Raw genomic sequence first — 24,112 nt, 5'->3', positions numbered from 1 at the left:
GCCAGGAAGGACAACACCGACTGCTACGGCAGCTCATCTAACACCTGGAACAACACCCCCGCCTTGTCCGTCTTACCGTCGCCTACCAGGGTGGTCACCCCCTCATTCATGATCATGTTCAGCGCGGGATCACCAAACACGGCGAACCACAGGAAGGTGAACAGGGACGGCACCAGCATCACCCCCACCACAAACTCGCGGATGGTACGGCCACGGCTGATCTTGGCAATAAACAGCCCCACAAAGGGCGCCCAGGCAATGGTCCAGCCGAAAATAAACAGGGTCCAGTTACCGATCCAGTCGCTGTGGGTATAGGCCTGCAGATTAAAGGTACGTTCGACAATGCCGCTTAAATAACTGCCCGTGTTCTGCAGAAAACTTTCCAGAATATGGATGGTCGGCCCGACCACAAACACGAACGCCATCAGGGCCACGGCCAGCACCATGTTCAGAATCGACAGGCGCTTCACCCCCTTGTCCATCCCTGCCACCACCGACACGGTGGCCAGTGCGGTAACAATGGCAATCGCAGTGATCTGCACCCAGGTGGCCACCGGCACCCCCCACAGATAGTTCAGCCCCGCGTTGATCTGCGCGGCGGACAAACCGAGGGTGGTGGCAATACCGAACATGGTACCGAGAATCGCGAACACATCGATGGCATGACCGATCGGCCCGTAAATTCGTTCACCAATCAGAGGGTAGAACGCCGAACGCATGGACAACGGCAAACCATGGCGAAAGGCAAAATACGCCATCACCAGACCCACCAGGCCGTAAATCGCCCAGATATGAAAACCCCAGTGGAAAAAGGCAATCTGCATGGCCTGCTTGGCCGCATCCACCGTTTCTGCAGCCCCGGCCGGGGGCTCCGCATAATGCAGCACCGGCTCCGCCACCCCGAAGAACAGCAAGGCGATGCCATAACCGGCGGAAAACAGCATGGCAAACCATTCCGGGAACGAATATTCCGCCTCGCCATGATCCGGCCCCAGTTTGATATTACCCCAGCGAGTCATCGCCACACCGACGATAAAGATCAGGAACAGCGCCACCGACAACATGTAAAACCAGCCGAAATTCGAGGTAATCCAGGCTTGCGCTGTGTTAAAGGCTTCGCCAGCCCGTTCCGGATCACTGATGGTGCCGATAATCAGTAGAAGCGATACCACCACAGCCGGAATAAAAACCGGGAGAAGAATCGTCGAGGCAGGGAGGGTGCGTTTTTCCGTCATAGCGTTTCATCCATGATGACAGGGTTGGCGATTGGAGAATGCCTGTAGCGAGTCTCCGTAACTGGCAACGGCTCATGCTAGCAAAGATCGGCCCAACGGTTTTTTAAATCCTGTTATTTACAAGATAAAACCGCGCAGCCTTCATTTATTCTTCACACAATAATCGGCGCAACCGATAACAACGTACCAGAAAAGCCAACGCCGACAACAGTAGCGAGCCGGACCAGATCACAAACACCCAGCGAATCCCTGTGGCCGCGACAGTCAGTGATACATCAGAAGGGACAACAAGAAACGCAAACGCATAACAGGACGCATGCAGGGAGCAGACATAAAGCAGGAGATTCCACCATGACCAGGGCTGCGTTCCCGGCGAGGAAAAGCGAAACAATCCCCATAGAAAAATCAGGTTGTACCCGGGCATGAAAAGAGCAAGCAGCCCCAGCGCCTCGGCAAGGCTACCAATATAATCCGGCGTCAGGTTGGCGAGCATGACCACGCTGCCCATCACCGACACAACGAACACCCCGACACCGGCAAACCAGATACCGTCAATGGGAGCAATGGCGGCGACCAGCCAGGCAACAATTGCCAGCCGGAAAAACAGGGCGTCCAGAGTCAGCATGGTCTTCGCAACGTCATGTGGCGTCATAGTGTTGCTGGGCAACAACCTACAGGCCCACACCGAGCGACCTTTCACTTCGCTCAGTGCAACCTGCACTCCCATTCCATTGTCCGCTGGCAAACGAATCGTTCTCACACACAATGATGCGAGTCGCCGGGCTTTGCGCTAAGAGTCAGGCCTTGATCAACCTGGCCCTGTCGCCCCTTCGCTGGCCTGCAGGCCACCCTCCGGTAGTCGGTCTGCGCCCCAGCTGCGTTGCAGATAGCCACTGACTTCATCCAGTTGCTCCTGGCCAACCTGCGCCAGCTCGCCCTGCTCCAACGGATCAAAGTGAAAGATATACAGCCGCGACGCAAACTGCTCAAACGGCAGTGACGCCTCGCCAAAACGTTCGCCATGGCCTGCGGTGCTGACCACTACGCCATCCCCCCAGTCCTGACCGCTGTCGTTGTTGGGGTTATAGAAATACACCCGCATGACATCCTGAGGGTCCAGCGCCACACGCAAGATACTGATGGCATGCCAGCCGATAAAACGGGCAGCACTGTCGGTAACAGCGACACCCGCAGGCTGCGGATGTATCAGTGGCTGATTGCCGTTGTAGTAAGGATGGTAGGCCGCATAGAAATGACGCAGAAAATCATCCAACTCCCACAGCTTTCCGCTCTCCACATCTACATTGATACGAAAACCGCGACCGGACCACCAGCCATGAAACTCCGGGTTCACCCAACGGTGAGGATCACCCTCACGCTCGATACAACGACGGCCCATTTCCGCGTAGATCCGGTCCAGGTGGGGCACCACCAGTAGAGACACCGGGTCCAGGTCCATGGGCAGGCTGCTGGCCACACCGCCGACGCTTTCGCTGGAGGAAATCGGCTGCCCCTCGAAATGCATGATGATTTCATCGTCACGGGCTGCCCAGGTCACCATTTGCAGCAGGTAATCCGGATCGTTGTACGCCCACATGGACAGAGCACGGGCGGACTGGCAGGTGGGATTATTGCCCTGCCCCACTCCCAGTGGCTGCCCCAGCATGCACAGCACGCCTTCGATCAGATGCGCCTGCGGCGGCACCTGATCCCCGAAAGCCAGTGTCAGGCGCTGGCAGGACCAGTCTGACAAAACCAGGCCCAGCTGCCGCCACAGCGCCGGCGCCACTGGCGGCTGATAGAGAATGCCCCGCTCCAGCACCAGCGCCAAGCCGTAAATGGCCTGGGCCGTTTGTGGATGCACCGCCGCTTCAATCAACGCCTGCACCAGCTGCCGGTAACACAGCAGGCAATCGCGACCGGTGGAGGACAGGCCCATGGCCTGGGCCACCAGGTGGTCACCCTGATCCAGCAAATGGCGCAACAACACCGGGTGGTACGGCGACACCAGCCCGGTGTCGTGCATTGCCCGGGCAAACCCGGTGGCCTCGCCCTGCAAGGCCGTGGCATCCATGCTGGCCAGCCGCTCCAGGTAGATCTCCACGCCCGGGTCTTCACGGCAGGCCCGGGTCGGGCCGAACAGGCTGCTCACCAGCCGGTCCGCCCCCTGCCCGCTGCTGCCCAGATCGATATCCGGATTGACCTGGCAAATGGCGATCTGCGTGACCATCTGCTTGACCGGCTCGGTCTGAATGGGGCGCTGATTGAGAATCCGCCAGATCTCTTCAATCAGCTTGTCGACGATATGCTCATAGCCGATGCGCTCGGCCAGGTGCTGCAACAGGTTCTGCGGCAGCACTGCCAAGCGCCCCTGGGTTTCACGCTGTGCCTCGGAAGGCGGCGAAAACAGCATGGCCAGATTGAGCGCCAGCACCTGGGTGAGAAAATGGTGGGCCTGCTCGGCGGAAATCAGGGTGTGCCGGTAATCCCCACAGGCCACCGCCAGCATGCGCAGCTCGCTCAGGGCCTCTATCACCACCAGCTCAGCCTGGGCACTTTGCAGGGACTGTGTAGTAAACCCGGGGACCAGAATGTGCGGCTCCGCCCAATCCGTCCCGGCGAAAATTCCCGCCGTTTCCAGCGTCTCGATACGTTCGCCCAGGGTGGCACAGCCGCCCTCCTGCATCATTACCCGCCGGGCCGTATCGAGCACCCGCGGCACCTTGGCCGGTCGGGTAAACGAGGGCGCCTCTGCCAGTTGGGTGATGGCATCATCCAGCCTGACCAGTAGCAGAGACAGATTACTGGACGCGGACGTCTCTGAATGAGTGGTAGACACAGGGCAGTTCCTTAACCAATCCGAGGGGGCCCGGCGGGCCCCATGGTGACAGCGTATTCACACATAGAAATCCAGTTCTTCCTGCCGCTTCAGCAACCGGTGCATCTCTTTCGGGTCGTCACCCATGAAGTAAATCAGACCCCAATGGGTACCAAAGGCGGTGCGCTTGGTGACCACCTCTTCCATGGGCGCCGACAGTTCATGGGACTCGAAGTAGGGATGGTCCTCGGTCTCCTCCGGAATCTCCAGCTGACTGACCACCCGCCGCCGCGGGTACACCCCGAAACAACCGGCATGGCCCTTGGCATCCACCACCTCTTTCGGAAAGTAAGCCTTCACTTCCTCATCGGTGGCCTTGGGGTCGAACACCAGCATGGTGGCCTGATAGGCATTGAAACCTTCATAGACCCGCTCCAGCAACTCGAACACCTTGAAGCCCGGCGGACGATAAGCCACTTCACCAAAGTACATCTCACCATCGCTGGTGACAAAGTACTCCGGATGAATCATGCCGAACTCGATATCAAAGGTCTTGATCAGCTTCTCGATCTGCTGGGTAATTTGCGGCCGGTACTGCTCCAGATCCGGCGAGGCGGGGACATACACCGAATAGCCCAGGGTCACATACTCGGACAGGTTGAGAAAACAGATCTTGCCATCGTGAATCCAGGCTTCCACCGCAAATTCCCAGCCATCCAGATGCGACTCCATCAACGAGGGGAATTCCTCATCAGGAATAGCATCCACCTCATCCGGAGTACGAATCACCCGGTGGCCTAGACAACCGGCCTTGTCAAAGGCCTTCAGGTGGATCGGGTCATTGGGATCACCATCAAGTTTGAGCAGGGTCTGGTTAACCCGCTTCAGGAAGCGGATCACGTCCTCCCGGTCATGGGCTTCCTCAAAGATACCCACCCGGATACCGCCAAGCTGTGCACGCCGCTTCATCAGGGATTTATCCCGCATCAGCATGGCCTGGCCCAGCAAACGAGGATTATCCAGCAACACAGAATTGATCGCACCGGCCCACTCCACGGTTTCCTCATACAGTGGCACCGACACATCCACACCCATATCTTTCAGGGTCTGGGCAATCTCCATGGAACGATCATTCAGGCGTTCGAAATTCCAGGGCACGTAGGGAATATCATGCTCCTGGCAATACGCCTCTGCCCAGTCCGGGGCCACCACCACATAACGGCGATCAAACTTCTCCGCCGCCTCGACCGCGTTCAAACTCCATCCTAATAAGGCAATATAGCCTTTGTTGGGATCTTTTTTCATTGAGCGCCTCCTGTCGAAAAAAATTGGCATTGGCCCTTTACCGTACACCTATCACCCTCTTTCACAACCGCTACGCCGCTGACTTTGTCAGACAATATTGCGCAATAGGCCACCCATAGAGGGATAATTAAGGGAGGCAAAAGGTGAGCTCACCCGGGTGTAAAAACACCCGGAGGCACAGGCACGCCGGAGGGTACGGGGAAAACTTGACAGCAGAGACACTGCACAAAAAAGAAGAAGGAATCAGGCACCATTAAATTTGATCGTAACATTCAAAAAAAATGGCAAAACATGTGGATGTGGGTGCATTCATGCTCCTGGCCTGCGGTGATAATTCAGCCAATCACGCCCAGAAAACCCAACGCCGCAATCACCACGCCAGCAACCAGCCCCAACACACCGAGAATACAATCACTGTAAGGCTTGTCTTTTCTCGGGCCAGGCACCAGCACGGACTCACCCGGAGCCTTCGGGTTGCAATAGACCATCACGCTACTATTAACGGAATGGCTTCTGGCGAATTCAACCGTTTCTGGATACACCAATGTATAGAATGCCGCTGATGCCCCTCTGTACTGGTTACCCTTGAATTCATACTCATACCCGACGATGAGTTTCTCCGTGTCCTGCATTTCCCCATCAATATTACGCTTACCCCAAAGGCGCAGGTCTGTTAACTGACCCTTAACGCCTGGCCAGTCGAGGCTTGCCACGGCTTTTTTATAGTCGCTCAGCGCACGGCCAAGCAGGTAGATGCCGAAGATAGTGAATATGGATCCCGCCAGGAGGGGTATGTTCATTGGTTTAGCTCGATGAGTAGAGTCAGACTGCTTTGTGAAAAGCGATTTCAGCGATACTTTCAACGCCCGGCACACCAGGCGAATCGGAGCGACGCAGGAACGGAAATTTGGTCTTCCTGCCGCCGCTTGCCAGGTCTTCCCTGCTTAGAGGACATAGAATCCATTTCCTTCGAGTAGGATGGTGAAGTCTTCGCATGGTCCCTCTTGTGTTACAAACACCATGGTTGCGTCGCAGGAAAACGAGAGGCCGAAATGGAAATCATCTCTTCTCTCCCACCCAGCAACCTTGCTTCCAATCAGCACATCCAATCCACATGTGGTTATCCACGAACCAGAGAACATCTTCTTCGAAACCCCTCCCTTCTCTAGCAATACTTCCCCACCGCCTTGGATAGTTGCTCCATCAAAATGAAGCTGAATTTGATACTGATCGATGCAAAGCTGAGACAATTCTCTTCCAGTAAGTACACTCAAATTAAAATCATCGGGAATGCGATTCATCTAACCACCAACAAACATAACGCCCCAATCAGGGGCAGTTTTTCGTTTTGAGCGCAGCGAAGTAAAATTCTCCCTCTTACTTGGCTTGTTATATGCACCACAACGCAGCCAACCAAACAATCATTCCCATTGGAGCAAATGCCCAGCGCGCCCAAGAGTTACGAGGACGATAAATAACAAACCCCAAGATTCCCAACAGTACCGGAGAGACACCAAAGACCACGTATGCGCCCCAGTTCCAGCCACTCACCACGAAAGGCACAACGTAATTCACCCACAACGCTGGCCCCCAGACATCAATTAAGCGAACCAGTGTTACGGAAACAAGCCAATAGCCAACCAAGACTGAAGCTGCTCTTAGAGCCTCTTCAATTATGGCCCCGCCTATGCCATTAATATCTTCTAGACGCATGGCTCTCCACTCATGTAACGACTTGCGCAGCGGCGCACGGAGTGCGTCCGGCGCCCAACGGGCGCGTACTGGCGCTGCTTGTTATGATTATTCTTCATTCGGAACTTGCCTTCCACCAGGCGTTCCACCCATGGCCTTGACCCATTCATCGCAGTGTTCTTTTACCGAAGAGGTGATCTCTTCTCGATCCATAGCGGGCTGCGCTGCTAAATCCCATGGCAGATATAAAGTATCAGCAATTAACGATAGAGGAATATCGGCAATGATAAATGGAGCATAAACAAACAGAACCGTTCCAGATATAGCAATATTGCAAGGAGCCGTGGTGACTGAGTTGTGAAATCCTGCATATGGATGGCCAAATTCATTCTCATGATGCACCATCATAGAATTGCAGCCATACAGACTAAGGAGAAATAAGAACACGCATACTTTTCTAATCATAGCGATCGAAGTCATAACGCCTAGATCACGCGCTTGTCGCCGTGCATCTTATTGTTAGAGTTTCTAGCATTGAATGCATCCACTATCTCCTGCGCCAGAGGTTTGTAACCTGAAAGAAACCCCTCAATCTGAATCTTGCTTTCAGCACTACGTACCTCAGTACCGCTTCCAGGAGTCCAACGGCTGCCCCACGCTTCCAAATCAGATTTTACTCCTACCACATCATCTAAACATATTCGTTTTACGCCATTGAATGGGCCAACTGCCTCAATCACATCACCTTTTAAAGTGACACGCCTAAACCAAAAATAGATGGCAGAAACCAAACCAAGAACAGCACCCACCCCCAGCATTACTACCTTACTTAGTGCATCAACATGCGAATATGTAAAAAACGCGCTATACAGCGAATAGATAAACAAGGAAAGAAGGGTAGGAGAAAGCCAGCGGGGGCCTCGAAAGAAAGCAAAAAAATTGCCCTCTGAATCCCTCTCTTCATGGCGTCTATAATAAAAAAGAGCCACATAAGTCCCCGCAATCACACCCCAAAGTATTTCTTCAGCACCCATATTTTACAACTCTAACGCCATGCTCAACCGCCGCGTCAGCGGTCGGATTGGAGCTTCTTGTTAGGTTGCGGCACAAGAGCCTCAACCAAGCGAACTTCTTCAGGTGCCATCCACCCGTAAAATAATAAAGCAATCAAGGCAATCCCCCCAATAATGGCAGCTACCATTGGATGGTTAGCACCTAGGTATATGGCCAAAAGCTGCAACCCAAATGCAGCCAATCCATATTTAATAAGTGTAGGAGCCGCACCCTTCCACCCCTTTTCCTGGATAATATTCTCAGGCTTTTTTAGATACACGCGACAATTAGGACATATAAAAGACAGCTTCTTTTCCCTCCAATCTTCGCATCCCGCATCACGAGGAAAGAAAAGGTCACCACAATTTTGGCACTTGTATCTCATGACAACCTAACGCCCGCCTCAGCCGCCGAAGGTCGGCCTGGAGGCTCTTGTTAACTCTGTGCCAACGTAATAGCCCTAGTAACTTTATAACTAATTCTCTTTCGTGGTTTCTTATACCGAGGCAAAGGGTCGTAATAGAGGCCTCTATGGCGAACTACCCAGTGCCTATATTTTTCTTGGTACACCACAAACAACAAGCACGTTGACTCGTTCTTCGGCTCCGAATAATGAAGAGTTGTTTTTTTATCCCCTAAGGCTGCCCGCATTTGCTTAACCTGAACATTGCCATTGGGTAGCACCCAGTCATTGCCTTTCATATGGACCAAGGATGCTTCGTACCCCGCACGCCTCTTGACCATTGCATAGCATGCTACCCCGCAACCGGTTTCTGTACTTGGCTGATTGATAAGCTTCATAGAGTTAACGCCCGGCGCAGCGGGCCAGTTGTAGCGAGGCACGAGCGGAAACTGGGTCCGACTGCCGCCGCTTGTTATAAGAATAGCTACGCATATACAAGATACCCAATCAACGTAGCCCCAACACTAAGCATCGTAACCCCAGAAATCACGCAAAGTAGAACCAGAACAATACCTTCAGGAAAAACAACTAAATTTAGCTGATTGGCTCTCAGCCGGATATTGTGTCTCAGATTCCACGCGAGTCGGGCGCTATATACAAAGAAAGCCCCCAGAAGAATATCAACAAAACAGGTAACATGAGGCCGATAATTGTTACTTGCGGATCTTTATGTGAAAAGTGGAAGGACAGGATTCCTCCTGTTATTGCGTAGTAAAAAAGGTTCAGCTTTACAGCAAAGTCCACATAGAACTTATGTAGCTCTACACTCAACTGAAAGTCGTTCCACATTCTCTCGTGATCCATTACGCCCTCTTATAACGCTGCCGACACGCGCTTGTCGCGTGCTCGGCCTTGTTATAAATATTGCATTCGCTCCGTTTATTGGAAGATTGCCGCAGCAGCTAGAGCGATTCCGACGAAGAATAACAGCATCGACACACCCAAAGCCCACATTGGCTCACTTCCTTCTAAGCCGCTCGATATAGAGGATAGCTTTTCTCGAACCGCACTATCTGATACGTCTTCTCTATCGTCAATAACATCAAGATGAAACTGTTTAATGCGCTTTACAGATAATCCGATCCTAATGGAAAGATAAAACTTGAATAGCAAGAACGAAGCCACACCTAATGAGAAAATAAAAATCGCTACTTTTAGATAAAAAATACAGTCGCTCTGGAACCCGGAGGCAAGAAGGGAACTAACAACGACCACCCCACCAGTGTTAGCCAACAAAACAGATTTGCTGGTGCTTTCAAAGACATCGCGCCCATGCCCAGACTGTCTTTCAGCCTGAGACACGAGAAACCCGCTTAGTTTCTTCTTCCCCTCTTCATTTTTATCTGAGTACTTCATAGACCCCGCTCACCAGCCAAATATTTATAACGCCGGCCATCACGCGCTTGTCGCGTGCATGGCATTGTTATGCAATGTCTCCCATTGCTCGGACGTTAGCCGGTATAGCCTCACCGGCCGACCATGAAATTCCAGCACATCAAACCTGGAAAATCCTGCTTTCTCGGCGACCTTTAACGATGCCAGATGCTCGGGCTCTATGATCACTACCACTGAGTTGAGCAGCTTCTCTCCAAAAACATAATTCAGAACTGCTCTAGCCGCCTCAGATGCCAGCCCTTTGTTCCAATAGCGCCTGGCAAGCCGGTAGCCGAGGTTGATTTCCTCGACATCACCAACCGTTTCTGGCCCAGCACTGCAGAAGCCTATGAGCTCAGAAGCTTTTTTATCGATTAGTGCCCACGGCCCCACACCATGTGACTCGTAACAGGATAAACACCACTCAACGAATTTTCGGGTAGCGGCCTCATCACAAACGCCATTAACCGAATATTTCATCACCTCAGGATCGCTGAGAATTTCAGTCAATTCGGGAACATCGTCGAGGGATAACCGACGTAAAATCAACCTCTCCGTTTCACAAACCTGCACCATAGCCTCCCTGTGCATAACGCCTGCATTTGCGGCTGGTTTGGAGCGCAGCGGAAAACCAGTCCGCCAACATGCACTGGTTATACGGTTGTTTCGTCTATCGCCCGCCGACTCAGTTCTTCTGACTGAGTGACGACTGTGGCGTAGTCGCCGCCCCCAGGTTGCGACTCCAGTACGAAACGAAATCCACAACTTTTCAAAATTTTATACCTCTGCGCGCCCTTTATCTTGGTGAAGTCGAAGTAGTCTGGCGGCGTTCTCTCCATTTGTACCGCCCAGATCCATCGCACCTCTTGGCTAAGGCGCAGAAATTCGTCAGTGGTCACAATAAAATCGCCTGAAACCTCTCGTGCGAACCCTTCAAGGTGATTAATTCCCGAAATTTCAACCTGCTGCCAAGTGGAGTTTCCTATAGATACCTCAACCATCAGCACAAGCGGCAGTCGAGGCTCCACCAAAAGATCAATCAGTGCCTTCTGGTCTGGAAAATCCAAGATAGATTCGAACACTCCATCGTGGATCTCAGAGACTTTGTTCAGGTTCACATTCACCCCGTATAACGCCGCCAGCACAGGCCGAGCGAAGCGAGGTCCAGCCCCGAAGGGGCGATTGTGGCTGGCCTTGTTAAATTTTTAGCGCTCGATTGTAACGCCATGATTTATCTTCTTTAGCTTTGATATAGCACTTTCGGAAACATTGCCACAAAAAGACAAGTCAATATAAGTTAGCGACGCAGCTCTACTTAGAGCCTCAATACCTCTATCGGTTATTTGTGTGGCCCACTCTAGATCGAGTTCTTTCAAGCCAATTATCTCAGGAATGTACTTTAAGCCTTCGTCGGTTAAAGCTGAATTGTTACCGTCAGTTTTGATGGAGGATATCTCTTGTCCAGCTAGGCTAGCTAGGCTAGCTAAATCTGAATCTTTGGCTTGCTCTAGGTATATTTCTTTCATATTGGTGAAATTTAACGCCGCGCTCTGCCGCTTGTCGGCAGCAGCGCCTTGTTAGGCCTTTTTAATTGAGGCTGCATAATCAGCAGCCATTCTGAGTGCACTAAAGGCAATATACTCATCCGAGAACTCAGGACCACTTGACTCGGGGCCTGCTAGCCAAGCATCAAAAGAGTCATCAGCACCGTAAACGGCCCGCATGAGTTGGTCTAGCTCCTCTGGGGTAACACTCTCAACAATCTGCTCACGATCAAGGTCATCTGTAACACCATACTTTCTAGCCAAAATAGCTAAATGGTGGAGTGGCTTTGGCACCCTAGCTAAATCCATGGCTCCGCCTAACAGTGTATTCATTAGAACGTTCCGTATAACTCGATTCCTTATAATTCTGGAATCGATCCCCCTTCCTTGAGAGAAAATCCTGCCATAACAACACTATAGAATGTAATAGCAAATTTCCTACACGGAGTTCAAAGGAACGTTCCTTTGAACTCCGCACCCTCGCCATTTTTCCCGTTTTTCATTTTAAGTATATACATCAGTATCTTAGGAGAAAAAGCAGTAGCCCTCGGCCGCTGTCAGGGCTGATTCCGTTGAAAAGTGCTCAACCTCCCTGCAATACTGTCATTTTGGACAGCACAGGAGTAGTCATGGATGACATCCCTCGCCCCGTTCCGGAAAAGCCTGTGAGACTGATGGACCAGTTCCGATTCTGGCTTCGGCAGAATCAATACAGCTACCGAACCGAGCAGACCTACGTTCATTGGGTTATCAAGTACATCCGATTTAATCAGCTGCGCCACCCGTCAAAGATGGGAGCAAAAGAAATACAGAGCTTTCTTTCTTATCTTTCAGTTCAGCGTTATTGCAGCCCTTCAACACAGAAAACCGCGCTCAACGCGCTCAACTGCTTTTGTCGTCGCTTTCTCGGCATGGATTATGGGGAGCTGAATTTCCGCCAGTCCAAGCGCAAACCCCGGATTCCGGCCGTTTTCTCCCAGCAGGAAGCTGAATCGGTGATAGCCCTTCTCCCTGAACCATCACAACTGATCTGTGAACTGCTTTATGGATCAGGGCTTCGTATCTCGGAGGCGTTGCGGATTCGCATCAAGGATCTGGATTTTGACCGGATGATCATCACGATTCATCAGGGAAAAGGGGGCAAGGACCGAAGAACCCTTCTGCCAAAGTCCTGCGAGTCCAGGTTACGCCTACAAATTGCTATCGCCTCCAATCTTTACGAAATGGACCGCAAGAATGGCATTGGCCCAGCCTGGATGCCTCACGCCTTGAGCCGAAAATATCCGGGAGCGGGTTCCCAGAAAATCTGGCAATTTATTTTCCCCTCAAAAGACCCCGCCCGAGATCCGCAGACCGGCATTATCCGGCGCCACCATTACCATCAGGACAACGTTCGCAAGCACGTAAAGCTGGCAGGGAGTCACTAAACTCTGTGGGCCGCACACCTTCAGGCACTCTTTCGCCACACACCTGCTTGAGCAGGGCTACGACATTCGCACCGTGCAGGAGCTACTGGGGCACAGTGATGTATCCACCACCGAGCGCTATCTGCATGTGATGAATCGGGGTGGGCTGGGGGTCATTAGTCCGTTGGATCGGGGCTGAGAGGAGAATAAAAAAACCCGGCTTGCGCCGGGTTTTTGTTCGCCATGCGAGCATGGCTCCTACGTTTTGTCGTGTCCGGGAATCAGTCCGTCCAGGTCAGGTCCAGTTCTCTGGCGGCTTTCACGTCATCCAGGCGGCGGACCGGTTGGGTGAAAGGCGCTTCCTTGACCATATCCGGTTCGCTGCGCGCTTCTTCCAGGATGGCGGCCATGGCGTCCACGAACTCGTCCAGGGCTTCCTTGCTTTCGGTTTCGGTGGGCTCGATGAGGAAGCACTCCGGCACCAGCAGCGGGAAGTAGGTGGTCGGTGCGTGCTGGTTGTAGTCCAGCAGGCGCTTGGCGATATCCATAGCGGTGACGCCCAGCTCTTTCGCTTCTTTCGCGAAGGTGAGGATGAACTCGTGGCTGGCGCGGCGATCCGGGTAGGCGGCGGTGCAGCCTACGGCTTCCAGTCGCTTGAGCAGGTAGTTGGCTGCCAGGGTGGAGAATTCGCCCACGCGGATCATGCCTTCACGGCCCAGAGAACGGGCGTAGAAGTAAGCGCGCAACAATACACCGGCATTGCCCATGAAGGCACTGAGGTGACCGATGCTGGTATCCAGGGTATCCGTATCGACCCAGTGGTAGCTGCCGTCGTCACGCTGGCCCGCCATGGGGGTGGGCAGGTAGGGCAGCAAGCGCTCGGACACGCCTACCGGGCCGGCACCGGGGCCGCCGCCACCGTGGGGGGTGGCGAAGGTTTTGTGCAGGTTCATGTGGATCACGTCGAAGCCCATGTCACCGGGGCGCACCTTGCCGAGGATGGCGTTCAGGTTGGCGCCATCGTAGTAGAGCAGGCCGCCGGCTTCGTGGACAGCCTTGGAGATGGCTTCGATTTGCCGTTCGAACACGCCGCAAGTGCTGGGGTTGGTCATCATCAGGCCGGCGGTTTGTGGGCCGCAGGCTTCTTTCAGGGCTTCCAGGTCCACGTCGCCGTCTTTGCCGACCGGCACTTCACGGACCTTGTAGCCACACATGACAGCGGTGGCAGGGTTGGTGCCGTGGGCGGCTTCGGGAATGAGGATTTCCGTGCGCGCCTCATCGCCACGGGCTTCGTGGTAGGCGCGGATCATGGCCACGCCGGCGAATTCGCCCTGAGCACCCGCCATGGGGGCCAGGGACACGCCCTTCATGCCGGTCACTTCCTTGAGGAAGTTCTGCAGCTCGAACATGCAGCTAAGGAAACCCTGGCTGTGGCTTTCCGGCGCCAGCGGGTGACGGTTGAGAAAGCCCGGCAGCATGGCGGCCCGGTTGGCGCCGCGCGGGTTGTATTTCATTGTGCAGGAGCCCAGCGGGTAGAACTGCTTGTCGATGGCGAAGTTCTTGCTGGACAGGTTGGTGTAGTGACGCACCACCTGCATTTCCGACACTTCCGGCAGGCCTGGCTTCTGCTTGCGGCGCAGGTGCACGGGAATCGCTGACAGTTTGTCATCGCCCAGCGCTTTCGGCGCCTGGGAGGTGGCGCTGCGGCCCGGGTGAGACAGTTGGAAGATCAGTTGTGTCTCGCTCATGCCAGCACCTCCTTCAGGGCTTGTTCGAAGAGCTGCAAATCCTGCTCGGAATGAACTTCGGTGGCGTTCACCAGAATCGCGTTGGCCATGTCGTAATCGTTCGCCAGGCTGACGCCGCCCAGCACGTCTTTCTCGGCCAGGGCCGCCAGCACCTGATCCGCCGGTTGCGGCAGGGTCAGTACCACTTCGTGGAAGGTGGGCGCGGCAAAGGCGCGCTCCACGCCGTCGATGGCGGTGAGCTTGTCGGCCAGGGCCTGGGTATTGGCATGGCTGTGGGCGGCCACGTTGGTGAGGCCGTCCGGCCCCAACAAGGAGGTATAGATGGTGGCGGCGGTCATGGCCAGGCCCTGGTTGGTGCAGATGTTACTGGTGGCCTTGGAGCGACGGATGTGCTGCTCGCGAGCCTGCAGGGTGAGGGTGAAGCCCTGCTTGCCTTCCATGTCCACGGTGCGGCCGATGATTCGGCCCGGCATCTGGCGCACGTATTTTTGTTTGCAGCACATGAAGCCGAAGTAAGGACCGCCCGAGGACAGCGGTACGCCCAGCGGCTGGCCTTCGCCGACGACGATATCGGCGCCCTGCTCGCCCCATTCACCGGGCGGGGTAATCAGCGCCATGGCGGTGGGGTTAACCACGGCGATCACCAGCATGCCGTTGGCATGGGCCCAGTCGGTAAGGGCATCCACTTCTTCCAGGCTACCAAAGTAGTTGGGCTGGCTGATCACCAGGGCGGCAAAGTCTTCGCCTTCGTGGGGCTTGAGGGCATCGAGCAGGGTCTGCCCTTTTTCCTGACAGAACGGCACGGTTTCCAGGGCCACGTCCTGATTTTCCACGATGGCCTGGGTGGCGCTGGTGTAGCGCGGGTTCAGGGCCGCCGGCACCAGCACCTTGCGGGACTTGCTCTTGCGGTTGGCACGCAGGCTCATCAGCACCGCTTCGGCCAGGCCGGAGGCGCCGTCGTAGACCGAGGCGTTGCTCACGTCCATGGCGGTGAGCCGGGTCATCAGGGTCTGGAATTCGTAGATCACCTGCAGGGTGCCCTGGCTGGCTTCCGCCTGGTAAGGGGTGTAGGCGGTGTAGAACTCACCGCGGGTAGCAATCTCCCATACCGCCGCCGGGATGTGGTGCTGGTAGGCGCCGGCACCGATGAAGCTCACTGCGCCGGCATCCATGGCCGCACGCTCGGCCATCAGCCGGGTCACATCCATTTCGCTCAGCCCTTCGGGCAGGGCGTCGAGTTTGCCAGCGGCCTTCAGGTGCGCAGGGATTTCATCGAACAGGTCTTCGATGCTGTCGGCGCCGATGGCGTCGAGCATGGCGCGCACGTCATCGGGGGTATGGGGGATATACGGCATTGGGGTACCTGGATAGGTTGGGTGTTGGCTTTGAGTCCACAACGCTAAAAAACGCCGGGGATCAGCTACTAGCTACGAGCTTCGAGCGACTAGAAAAATCTTTTACTAGCAGCTCGTAGCTCGCCGCTCGCAGCTGCGAATAACGGTAATGCCGTTATTCGCTTTCGATCTGCGCCTGGTACTGATCGGCGGTGAGCAGGTTGTCCAGATCACCGGCTTCGCTCATCTGAACCTTGAACAGCCAGCCACCTTCATAGGGAACGTTATTGACCAGTTCCGGCTCATCTTCCAGCGCTTCATTGATCTCGATCACTTCGCCTGAAACCGGTGCATAGATATCGGAGGCGGCTTTCACGGATTCCACCACGCCGGCTTCATCACCGGCAGCCAGCACCTGGCCCACTTCCGGCAGTTCAACGTAAACCAGATCGCCCATGGCGTCCTGGGCGTGTTCAGTAATGCCCACGGTCACTACGCCATCGTCGTTCTTGGCCCATTCGTGGCTGGCGGCATAACGCAGCTCGGCTGGAATCTCGCTCATTGTTGTCTCCTTGGGTTAACGCTTCACGCGGCATGCTGCGCGCATGACGCCGAAATTTGTGTGTTCTATAGGCTTGTCGTTCAAGCCATACCTGGGTGCCAACGTCTTCGTCATGCAAGCATGGCTTCCCACACACCCCGGTTCATTTCAGACCTGGTGGGAAGCGATGCTTGCATCGCGAATGCTACAGCTCTTTGTACACTGCCTTGCCGTTACGCACGAAAGGCGGTTTGACCACCTGGGCGAGCTGGCGCTTGTTGCGGATTTCCACGTCCACCTTGCCAGTGGCGCCGGCGGGAAGCCGGGCCAGGGCGATGGACTTGCCCAGGGTCGGCGAGAAGGTGCCGCTGGTAATCTCGCCTTGCTCGCCGTTGGGCATCAATACTTGCTGATGGGCGCGCAGTACGCCCTTGCCTTCCAGCACCAGGCCGACGAGCTCTCCGTGGCCATTGTGTTGCTGGTTGAGCAGCGGCTGACGGCCGACGAAATCCCGGTCGTTGAGCACCAGGGTCCACCCCATGTTGGCTTCCCAGGGGGTAATGCTTTCGTCCATGTCGTTGCCGTACAGGTTCATGCCGGCTTCCAGACGCAGGGTATCGCGGGCACCCAGACCGATGGGGGCCACACCAGCGTCCAGCAGTTGTTTCCACAACGCCACCGCATCGGCACCGGGCAGCATGATTTCCACGCCATCTTCGCCGGTGTAGCCGGTGCGGGCGATCATCCAGTCACCGTCTTCGGCAAAGCCGAATACTTTCAGGGTATTCACGGCTTCGGCCCGGGCTCCGCTGAGCAGACCGGCCACCAGGCTACGCGCCTGCGGCCCCTGGATGGCCAGCATGGCCAGGTCGGCACGCTCGCGGATATCCACGGCAAAGCCACCGGCATGTTTTTCCATCCAGTCCAGGTCGGTCTCGCGGGTCGCGCAATTTACCACCAGACGGTAGTCATTGTCCCGCTTGTAGGCGATCAGGTCATCGATGACGCCGCCGCTGTCGTTGAGCATGCCGCTGTAGAGCGCACGGCCGGGAGTGACACGGTCCACATCGTTGGCCAGCAGATGGCGCAGGAAGTCCCGCGCGCCGGCCCCGGCGATGTCCACCACCGTCATGTGAGACACATCAAATACGCCGGCATGCTGGCGCACCGCATGGTGCTCCTCGATCTGGGAACCATAGTTGATCGGCATGTCCCAGCCGCCGAAGTCGACCATCTTGCCGCCGGCCGCCAGGTGCGCGTCGTACAGAGCTGTGCGATGACCCATATAAACACCACTATTCAAATGAGGGGGAATTATATCGGGACGAGGCCGGGGGGCATAGGCTGGCGGCATGGACAGGGCCGGATTGGCCGGGTATTCGGCAGGAGTGGGTGGCGATCGCAGTCGAAAGACCGCTCCCACAAGGCAGCACAGGGCTGATTGCGGGAGCGGCCTCGCGTTTGGCGGTTACTTGATGGAACCGCTCTGGAAGGTCAGGTTGACGCCGCCTGCAGGGATCTGCAGGTCGATGGTGGCCGCGCCGCCACCGATGCGCACGTCAATATCCTGCGCATCGAGGCTGAGCAGGCCGATCACCAGACGACCATCGGCCAGAAAGTCCACCGGGCCGTTCAGCTGCAGGTCATTGAGCTCCAGACTGTGCAGGTTGTGCGGCAACCCCAGCGGCGCTTCCATTTCCGGGGCATCCAGAAACAGGTCCAGGGTGGTGTCGAAGGTCAGCGAATTGCCATCATGACGGATAAAGCCACGCACCGGCTCAGTACGGTTGCCATTGCCATCATCCGCATAGCGGGCGCGCATCACCAGCGGCTCGGTGGGCACTTCCGGCTCCACCAGGCCGAGAATCTGCGCATAGACGCTGCTGTTGGTGGTCATCAGCACCGGCGGATAAATCAGCACTTCCACCGCCTGCTCGTCCTCGTTCCAGCCAACGATGTCCGCGTTGATGCCGCCATTCAGGTAGGTGAACTTCTCCCCCGGGCAGCTCTGGTTCAGCGGGCACCCCACGTTGGCACCAGTGGCCAGGCCGCCGGTGCCGGTGACAAACAGGGAGGCGGCATTGGTGGGCGTGGGGTATTCGCCGCTGCCTGGCGGGTCTTCCACCGCTTTCTGCTCACCGGTATCCATCTCGAAATTGGCGTTCACATCCGCCTTGGGCAGATTGCGCAACGGCAGGAACACATTGCTGGTGGCCGGGGCGCCGGTGAAGGCGATGGCCATGTCCGGGCCACCGGCATTCGCCGCCGGGGCCAGCAACTGGGCGGTCTGCAGGGGCATGCCGGCCACCGAGCAGATCACGTCCGGACCACAGCCGGTGCTTTGCTGGGAGCCGAGCACATACTGGTAGAGCACGCCCTCTTCCCAGGGCTGCGCGGGAATCACCGTTAGTGAGCGGGTGTTGCGGGACAGATAGCCGGGCACCGCCTCCAGGCAGTTACCAGCGCTGTCGATTTTTTCCACTCGCACACTGCCCTCGCCGCAGGCCTGGCCAAGCACCATGCTGCTGGTGCCCATATCCTGGGAGAACTGCACTTCGATGGCCCGGTTGGCAGGCATCTTGTCCACCGGCAGCAGATCACCGGCCTGATTCTGGAAGGCGCTGGCGCACTGGCCCTGAATGCCATTGGCAAGGTCACGGCTGGCCGGGTCCACCGCACAGGGGAAGCCCGGATACACGGTAATGGTGTAGGGCGTGCGCGGTGCATCGGGGCTGTAGGCGGGCATACTGAACAGCAGGGTTTCCGGCGACGCCGGATTGCCGTACAGGTCCTCTACCCCATCGGTGAGGGCGACCTGATACTCACGGCCGAACGCCAACGGCTGCTCCGGGGTGAGGATCAGCGAGGCACCATCCAGGGTCCAGTCGAACGGCACCGCCGCGCCCTGGTCGGTAACAGTGACACTGACGCCGGCTTCAATGCTGTCCTGATCCGGGGTTTCGCTGAGATTGAGGACAATCGGGTCACCGGGGCGGAAACGATCTGCGTAATCACCGGGCTGCCAGCTTTGCAGGCTGGGACCGGTGATATCCACTGGAGGCTCAGGCGCATTTTCCTGATCCAGGTAGGACTCCATGTGGAAGCTGAGCACACCAAAGGCGGTTTCGATACCGAGCACCTCCGGCTCCACCACGCCCAGGGCATCGATCTCCATGCGCCCCTCTTCGACGATGGCACGACCCACCAGCTCCACTTGCAGCAGGGTCTGGGTGAAGGCGCCGTTGGCACGGGAATCGGCAGTGGAAACCGCCAGATCCAGGGTCAGCATGATGCGGCGCGGGGCTTCCGGGCGGGCGCTGTAGGGGGCCGGTAGCAGGTAGCCGGTGGCATCGGAGAGGAAGCTCACGGTCACCTCGCCGGAATCAAAGCCGGCGGGCAACTGGCCACCGATCAGCACCTCCAGCGGCGCCCCTTTCAGCAGAGCGCCCTTGCGAATCCGCAGCGGCGAAGCGTCCGGGTAGTTGGGAATAAAGGCCAGGTCGGCAAACAGATCCCCGGACAGTTTCGACACCGTGGTGTTGCCCAGCAAGCGAGCAATCAGGGGCACACAGTTGATCGGCGCGCCGGTCAGCGGGGACAGTGTCACGCCCTCCTCATTACAGCCTTTCACCGGGTCGGCGGCCATGGCTTCCAGTGCCAGGGTTTCACGGGGCTGGGAGTCCTGCGGGTTCACCGCAAACTCGGTGTCGCCGGTAAGGGCCGTGCCGAAACGGCTGCTCAGGGCACCATCGAGAACCAGGGTATAGCTCTGCCCCGGTTGCAGGTCGTCGGCCGGGTCGACCGTGAGGCGATTGCTGCCTGCCAGCACGCTGGCCTCCACCAGAGTGCCACTGCCATCTTCCAGGCTGACGGTGGTGCCGTACTCCACGGTACCGGTGTCCAGCGGCTGGCTGAACTGCACGTGCAGGGTGGAGAAATCCATCAGCGGTCGTGTGTCGTCACCGGACGGGGAAAAGCGGCTGACGGTGAAGGCATCCGCCTGCTGCTGCTCGCTGGCCGGGCCCTTGCCGGCACTGCCGGTGGTGAAGGCCAGCTCGCCAGCGCTGAAACCGACCAGCGTCATGCCGTCCAGCTGCAGCCGGTAATCGCTGTTGAATGCCAGCGGCGCCTGAGGGGTCACCACCAGGGACCGGTCCTGGTCGGCGCGGGACAGCACCACATCCACCGAGCCATCCGGCCCGACCAGGCTCACATCCTGATCGGCCAGTGCCGGCGGCTCGGAGAACTGCACCACCACCGGCGCATGCACGGACACCCCGGTCTGTTCATCCGCCGGATAGCTGTAATAGACCTGCCCTTTTTTACGGGCACTGTAATCCACCGTCTGCTCACTACCGCCACCACAGGCGACCAGCAGCGACGCGGCGGCAATCAGGGAAAGTATTCGCAACATCATGCTTGCCTCCGCAATCAGAATTTCAGGGTCAGGGAACCACTGAAGACGTGGACGTCACCTTCCGCTTCCACCCGTTCGCTGGGCTGCGGATAGACGGCGGACTGGGTGTCGTAGATATCGAATTCCCGAGCTTCCAGCTTCTGGTACTGGTAACCGAAGTCCAGGCGTACCGGGTAGGCCAGCAGCCACGGTTCCTTGAACTCGGCGGCCACGCCCAGACCGACAATCCACTTATCGCTATCCAGATAGTTCACGTCCACGGAGGCGTCGGAATCCAGCGGGGATTCGCTGAAGGCCAGGCCGCCATTGACGGTAAAGGTGTCGTTGAGACGGTACTGGGCACCCACCCGCGGAATCACCACGTCCTTGAAACGCAGCTGGCCTACATCGCCATTAACGGTCTGGTCCTTGATGGTGTCGCGCTCGAATTCTTCTTCCAGCGCCGACCACTCCTGCCATTCCACGCTCACCCCGGTGCGCCAGCGACCGGATTGATAATGCAGGCCACCGCTGAGGATGTTGGGCTGGTAGGAATCCAGAGTGTTGATGGCCAGCATCAGGCCGGGGCTGGAAATCACGCCGGGGATGATCGCATTGGCGTTCACCTCGGTCTTGGTATTGGAATAACCGCGATAGGCCAGCGCCGTTTCCAGGCCATTGAACCAGCAGTCATCGCCCTCGGCACAGAAGGTTTCGCCCCAATCCATGTTGATGCCGAAGATCGGGCGAATGGCGGGCTTGGCGGACACTTCCAGCCTTTCGTAGCGAGTGTTGCCGGCCAGGTCAGTGGTGGCAGCCAGGTCGGCCTCCGCGTGCAGGGTGATCCGCGCGGTGGCGCCCACGTCGATACCGCGCCATAGCTGGGTAGCGCCGCCCAGATTCAGAAACAGGGGCTCACGGCCGTATTCGAAGTACTGCCCTTGTTGCGAGGTCTGGGACTCGAAGGCGAGCATTTCCTCACCGTATTTTTCCACGCCCAGCATCAGGCCCAGATAGAGGGGGTGATCGTATTTGGTCAACGAGGTGAGATCGGTCTTCATGCCGATCAGCACGTGCTGGGAGGGAGAATCCTGGATCACATCGCCCTTGCGCACCGGCGCATCGGCGCCACCCAGGCTGTTGGCGCGCAGCTCATGCTCGGCGTGCATGAAGCCGGCGGTGAGTTCGCCGCGCGGGTCCTTGGCCAGGTAGGCCGGGTTGTAATAGGTGGCAGAGGTCTGGCTGTTGAACAGGCTCAGCGCCTGAGCGGTGGCCAGATCGAATGGCAACACGCCGTAGGTGGTACCGATGTTACCCATGCTGCCCAGGGCAACAGACTGCATCAGCAAACCGCCGGCAACGACGGCAGCGCGTCCCTTGAATGAAACAGACATTGTGCACTCCTGATTTCTTTTTCTGTGTCGCGGGGGTGGCGACAGGGGGATGACACCCTAGTCAGGAGTACACAGGCATTCACATAGGAAGAAAGCGGTAATCCGCGTAATCCGCGAAGCATATTCGTAAAATTGTTGAAAACAGTGATGCACTTGGCAGGGTTAAGCGGCGCTGCGTCATGCACGACTGTCCCAAAAAATCATCGGGAACCGCCAGAGCATCAATCAAGATGTCCGGATCGTCCGGGCGTCACCTTGCGAGCAAGGCTCCAACAGGTCGAGGGCATCTGCTTCAGGGAAAGCAAAAAAAGCCCCGGGCAAGCCGGGGCATATTTCAAGGAACTACTGGAGAGAAATCACTGAATGGATGCGCTCTGGTAGCTGAGGTTGATGCCGCCCGGCGGAATCTGCAGCAGCACCTTGCCACCATCGAAACCGGCCAGGGTGATCTCCAGGTCCACATCCAGGGCTTCCTGGTTCTGCAGACCGATGAACAGACGGCCATCGGGCAGGAAGTCCAGCGGACCTTCCAGCTGTACGTTGTCGATGGGCAGGCTCTTCACGTTGTGCTCCAGACCCAGCGGCAGGCTCAGGGCCGGGGCATCAAACAGCAGGTCGAACTGGATACGGAAGACCGGGCCATCCGGGGTATCCACGATAAGGCCTACCGGCGGCACGGTGCGCGGGCTGTTCGGATCATTGGGATCTTCCGGCTCGTAGCGCACCCGCATGATATTGGGGCCAGTGGCAGTAGGGACCGGCGCCAGACCGATGTTGTCCAGATTGGTAGCCTCGATCAGGTCACCCAGACCGGTTGCATCCAACAAGGCATCCACCACATCCTGAGCGATATCACCAATTACCGGGATAGAACCAAGCGCGCCATCATCGGTGAGTTTGAGGCCAATTACCGCTGTCGCATCCAGATTGGTCAGCGCCACGGCGGTGGGATAAATCACCACTGGCACACCCTGGTTTTCGTCATCGAAATCCAGAATCTCGGTATTCAGCAACCCGGTGATGTAGATGATTTTATCGCTGTCACACTGGGTCGGTGTGCCATCAGCAACGTTATCAAACCCACAACCGGTGTTGGCATAAGAGACCAAGCCTTCCCCGCCGGTGCCACGGGGCACGATGAAGGTGGCGTTGGCCGGGGTATCCGCCGGATCCACGGTATCCCCGGTCAGTACCGGTTCGTTGCTGTCGATCTGGAAGTTGTTGTTTACATCGGCGCTGGGCAGGTTGGCCAGCTCCTGGAAGATGGTATCTGCAGGGGCTTCGCCACGGAACAGGATCTCCATGTCCGGACCACCCTCTTTCAGACCACCACCCAGCAGTGGCGCCGTTTGCAGCGGCAAACCATCAGCGGAGCAGATGCCGGCACAGCCAGTGCCACCACCATTACCGACCATCACATAGCGATAGAGGGTCGCGCCGGTGTCGTCCCAGGGCTGATTCGGGGTAAAGGTGAAGCCGCGCGTTTCCACGGTGAGCTCACCCTCCACATCGACCCAGGTACCGTTGTCGTCCGCTTGTACCAGCACGGTGTCACCCAGCACCAGGGTGCTCGGGTCCATGTTCTGGGAGAAACGCACCTTGACCGGACGATTGGCAGGCAACCCAACAATGGGCAACTGATCAATCACAACCTGATCCGCTTCCGGGCTGGAAGACACGCACACGCCCTGAGTGCCGGCGTCAATTTCGCCCTGGCTGGCGGTACTGCTGGCGCAAGGGAAGCCCGGGTAGACGGTAGACGCGAATGGCCCACGGCGGACATCGTCGCCACCGTCATCCACCACGTAT

The 24,112-nt window shown here is 56.8% G+C and carries 24 protein-coding genes; 2 read left to right on the top strand and 22 right to left on the bottom strand.

Translation table 11 applies throughout. The features are described from left to right. Positions 1 to 23: 23 nt before the first annotated feature. The 15 genes from ACFE0K_RS01795 to ACFE0K_RS01725 form a co-directional block, all read right to left on the bottom strand. On the bottom strand, positions 24 to 1,235 hold the full coding sequence (locus ACFE0K_RS01795; protein ID WP_434534432.1) for a BCCT family transporter: 1,212 nt from the start codon (positions 1,233 to 1,235) through the stop codon (positions 24 to 26). Positions 1,236 to 1,380: 145 nt separating this feature from the next. Then, entirely contained in the window at positions 1,381 to 1,962 is a 582-nt protein-coding gene (locus ACFE0K_RS01790) for a hypothetical protein (RefSeq protein ID WP_434534431.1), read from the bottom strand. Between the two features lie 81 nt (positions 1,963 to 2,043). Next, complete coding sequence (locus ACFE0K_RS01785; protein WP_434534430.1) at positions 2,044 to 4,074, bottom strand: hypothetical protein; 2,031 nt, start codon at positions 4,072 to 4,074, stop codon at positions 2,044 to 2,046. 57 nt (positions 4,075 to 4,131) lie between these two features. Further along, the gene (locus ACFE0K_RS01780; RefSeq protein ID WP_434534429.1) at positions 4,132 to 5,358 is read right to left on the bottom strand and encodes a carboxylate--amine ligase; all 1,227 of its coding nucleotides are present in this window, start codon (positions 5,356 to 5,358) and stop codon (positions 4,132 to 4,134) included. Positions 5,359 to 5,693: 335 nt separating this feature from the next. After that, the gene (locus ACFE0K_RS01775; protein ID WP_434534428.1) at positions 5,694 to 6,158 is read right to left on the bottom strand and encodes a DUF3592 domain-containing protein; all 465 of its coding nucleotides are present in this window, start codon (positions 6,156 to 6,158) and stop codon (positions 5,694 to 5,696) included. Between the two features lie 144 nt (positions 6,159 to 6,302). Further along, positions 6,303 to 6,659 carry a hypothetical protein gene (locus tag ACFE0K_RS01770; protein WP_434534427.1) on the bottom strand — a complete coding sequence of 119 codons (357 nt, stop codon included), beginning with the start codon at positions 6,657 to 6,659 and terminating at the stop codon, positions 6,303 to 6,305. Between the two features lie 88 nt (positions 6,660 to 6,747). Continuing rightward, the gene (locus tag ACFE0K_RS01765) at positions 6,748 to 7,071 is read right to left on the bottom strand and encodes a hypothetical protein (RefSeq protein WP_434534426.1); all 324 of its coding nucleotides are present in this window, start codon (positions 7,069 to 7,071) and stop codon (positions 6,748 to 6,750) included. 87 nt (positions 7,072 to 7,158) lie between these two features. Next, positions 7,159 to 7,458: a YceK/YidQ family lipoprotein gene (locus ACFE0K_RS01760; protein ID WP_434534425.1), complete on the bottom strand. Its 300-nt coding sequence runs from the start codon at positions 7,456 to 7,458 to the stop codon at positions 7,159 to 7,161. A gap of 77 nt (positions 7,459 to 7,535) precedes the next feature. Continuing rightward, positions 7,536 to 8,084, bottom strand: a complete 549-nt coding sequence (locus tag ACFE0K_RS01755; protein ID WP_434534424.1) for a hypothetical protein — start codon at positions 8,082 to 8,084, stop codon at positions 7,536 to 7,538. A 35-nt stretch (positions 8,085 to 8,119) separates the two neighbouring features. Further along, positions 8,120 to 8,488: a hypothetical protein gene (locus ACFE0K_RS01750; protein ID WP_434534423.1), complete on the bottom strand. Its 369-nt coding sequence runs from the start codon at positions 8,486 to 8,488 to the stop codon at positions 8,120 to 8,122. A gap of 957 nt (positions 8,489 to 9,445) precedes the next feature. Next, complete coding sequence (locus ACFE0K_RS01745; protein ID WP_434534422.1) at positions 9,446 to 9,922, bottom strand: hypothetical protein; 477 nt, start codon at positions 9,920 to 9,922, stop codon at positions 9,446 to 9,448. A gap of 39 nt (positions 9,923 to 9,961) precedes the next feature. Further along, on the bottom strand, positions 9,962 to 10,516 hold the full coding sequence (locus tag ACFE0K_RS01740; RefSeq protein WP_434534421.1) for a GNAT family N-acetyltransferase: 555 nt from the start codon (positions 10,514 to 10,516) through the stop codon (positions 9,962 to 9,964). Between the two features lie 77 nt (positions 10,517 to 10,593). Further along, positions 10,594 to 11,058, bottom strand: coding sequence for a hypothetical protein (locus ACFE0K_RS01735; protein WP_434534419.1), 465 nt, complete (start codon positions 11,056 to 11,058; stop codon positions 10,594 to 10,596). Positions 11,059 to 11,145: 87 nt separating this feature from the next. Further along, on the bottom strand, positions 11,146 to 11,466 hold the full coding sequence (locus ACFE0K_RS01730; protein WP_434534418.1) for a hypothetical protein: 321 nt from the start codon (positions 11,464 to 11,466) through the stop codon (positions 11,146 to 11,148). 51 nt (positions 11,467 to 11,517) lie between these two features. After that, the gene (locus ACFE0K_RS01725) at positions 11,518 to 11,817 is read right to left on the bottom strand and encodes a hypothetical protein (protein ID WP_434534417.1); all 300 of its coding nucleotides are present in this window, start codon (positions 11,815 to 11,817) and stop codon (positions 11,518 to 11,520) included. A 296-nt stretch (positions 11,818 to 12,113) separates the two neighbouring features. Between ACFE0K_RS01725 and ACFE0K_RS01720 the strand changes: the two genes are divergently transcribed. After that, entirely contained in the window at positions 12,114 to 12,911 is a 798-nt protein-coding gene (locus tag ACFE0K_RS01720) for a phage integrase N-terminal SAM-like domain-containing protein (protein ID WP_434534416.1), read from the top strand. Positions 12,912 to 12,954: 43 nt separating this feature from the next. Further along, positions 12,955 to 13,089: a tyrosine-type recombinase/integrase gene (locus ACFE0K_RS01715; protein WP_434534433.1), complete on the top strand. Its 135-nt coding sequence runs from the start codon at positions 12,955 to 12,957 to the stop codon at positions 13,087 to 13,089. 82 nt (positions 13,090 to 13,171) lie between these two features. Here the strand turns inward: ACFE0K_RS01715 and gcvPB are convergent, their stop codons facing one another. The 7 genes from gcvPB to ACFE0K_RS01680 all read right to left on the bottom strand — a co-directional run. Further along, complete coding sequence (gene gcvPB, locus ACFE0K_RS01710; protein ID WP_434534415.1) at positions 13,172 to 14,638, bottom strand: aminomethyl-transferring glycine dehydrogenase subunit GcvPB; 1,467 nt, start codon at positions 14,636 to 14,638, stop codon at positions 13,172 to 13,174. Further along, positions 14,635 to 15,993 carry an aminomethyl-transferring glycine dehydrogenase subunit GcvPA gene (gene gcvPA / locus ACFE0K_RS01705; protein ID WP_434534414.1) on the bottom strand — a complete coding sequence of 453 codons (1,359 nt, stop codon included), beginning with the start codon at positions 15,991 to 15,993 and terminating at the stop codon, positions 14,635 to 14,637. The genes gcvPB and gcvPA overlap by 4 nt, the downstream gene beginning before the upstream one ends. A 154-nt stretch (positions 15,994 to 16,147) precedes the next feature. Further along, positions 16,148 to 16,534 (bottom strand): glycine cleavage system protein GcvH, encoded by a 387-nt coding sequence (gcvH, locus tag ACFE0K_RS01700; protein WP_434534413.1) that lies wholly within the window; start codon positions 16,532 to 16,534, stop codon positions 16,148 to 16,150. A 184-nt stretch (positions 16,535 to 16,718) separates the two neighbouring features. Continuing rightward, positions 16,719 to 17,798, bottom strand: a complete 1,080-nt coding sequence (gcvT, locus tag ACFE0K_RS01695; protein ID WP_434534412.1) for a glycine cleavage system aminomethyltransferase GcvT — start codon at positions 17,796 to 17,798, stop codon at positions 16,719 to 16,721. Between the two features lie 183 nt (positions 17,799 to 17,981). Continuing rightward, entirely contained in the window at positions 17,982 to 20,930 is a 2,949-nt protein-coding gene (locus ACFE0K_RS01690) for an Ig-like domain-containing protein (protein WP_434534411.1), read from the bottom strand. 14 nt (positions 20,931 to 20,944) lie between these two features. Beyond that, positions 20,945 to 22,303 (bottom strand): OmpP1/FadL family transporter, encoded by a 1,359-nt coding sequence (locus tag ACFE0K_RS01685; RefSeq protein WP_434534410.1) that lies wholly within the window; start codon positions 22,301 to 22,303, stop codon positions 20,945 to 20,947. Positions 22,304 to 22,659: 356 nt separating this feature from the next. Then, positions 22,660 to 24,112 (bottom strand): Ig-like domain-containing protein (locus tag ACFE0K_RS01680; protein WP_434534409.1); only part of this gene is annotated, 1,453 nt, incomplete at its 5' end.

Origin of the sequence: Alcanivorax sp. (assembly GCF_051117345.1) — a bacterium.
GTDB lineage: Bacteria > Pseudomonadota > Gammaproteobacteria > Pseudomonadales > Alcanivoracaceae > Alcanivorax.
The sequence above is the reverse complement of the archived record's forward strand: the minus strand, read 5'-3'. Positions and strand labels throughout refer to the sequence as shown.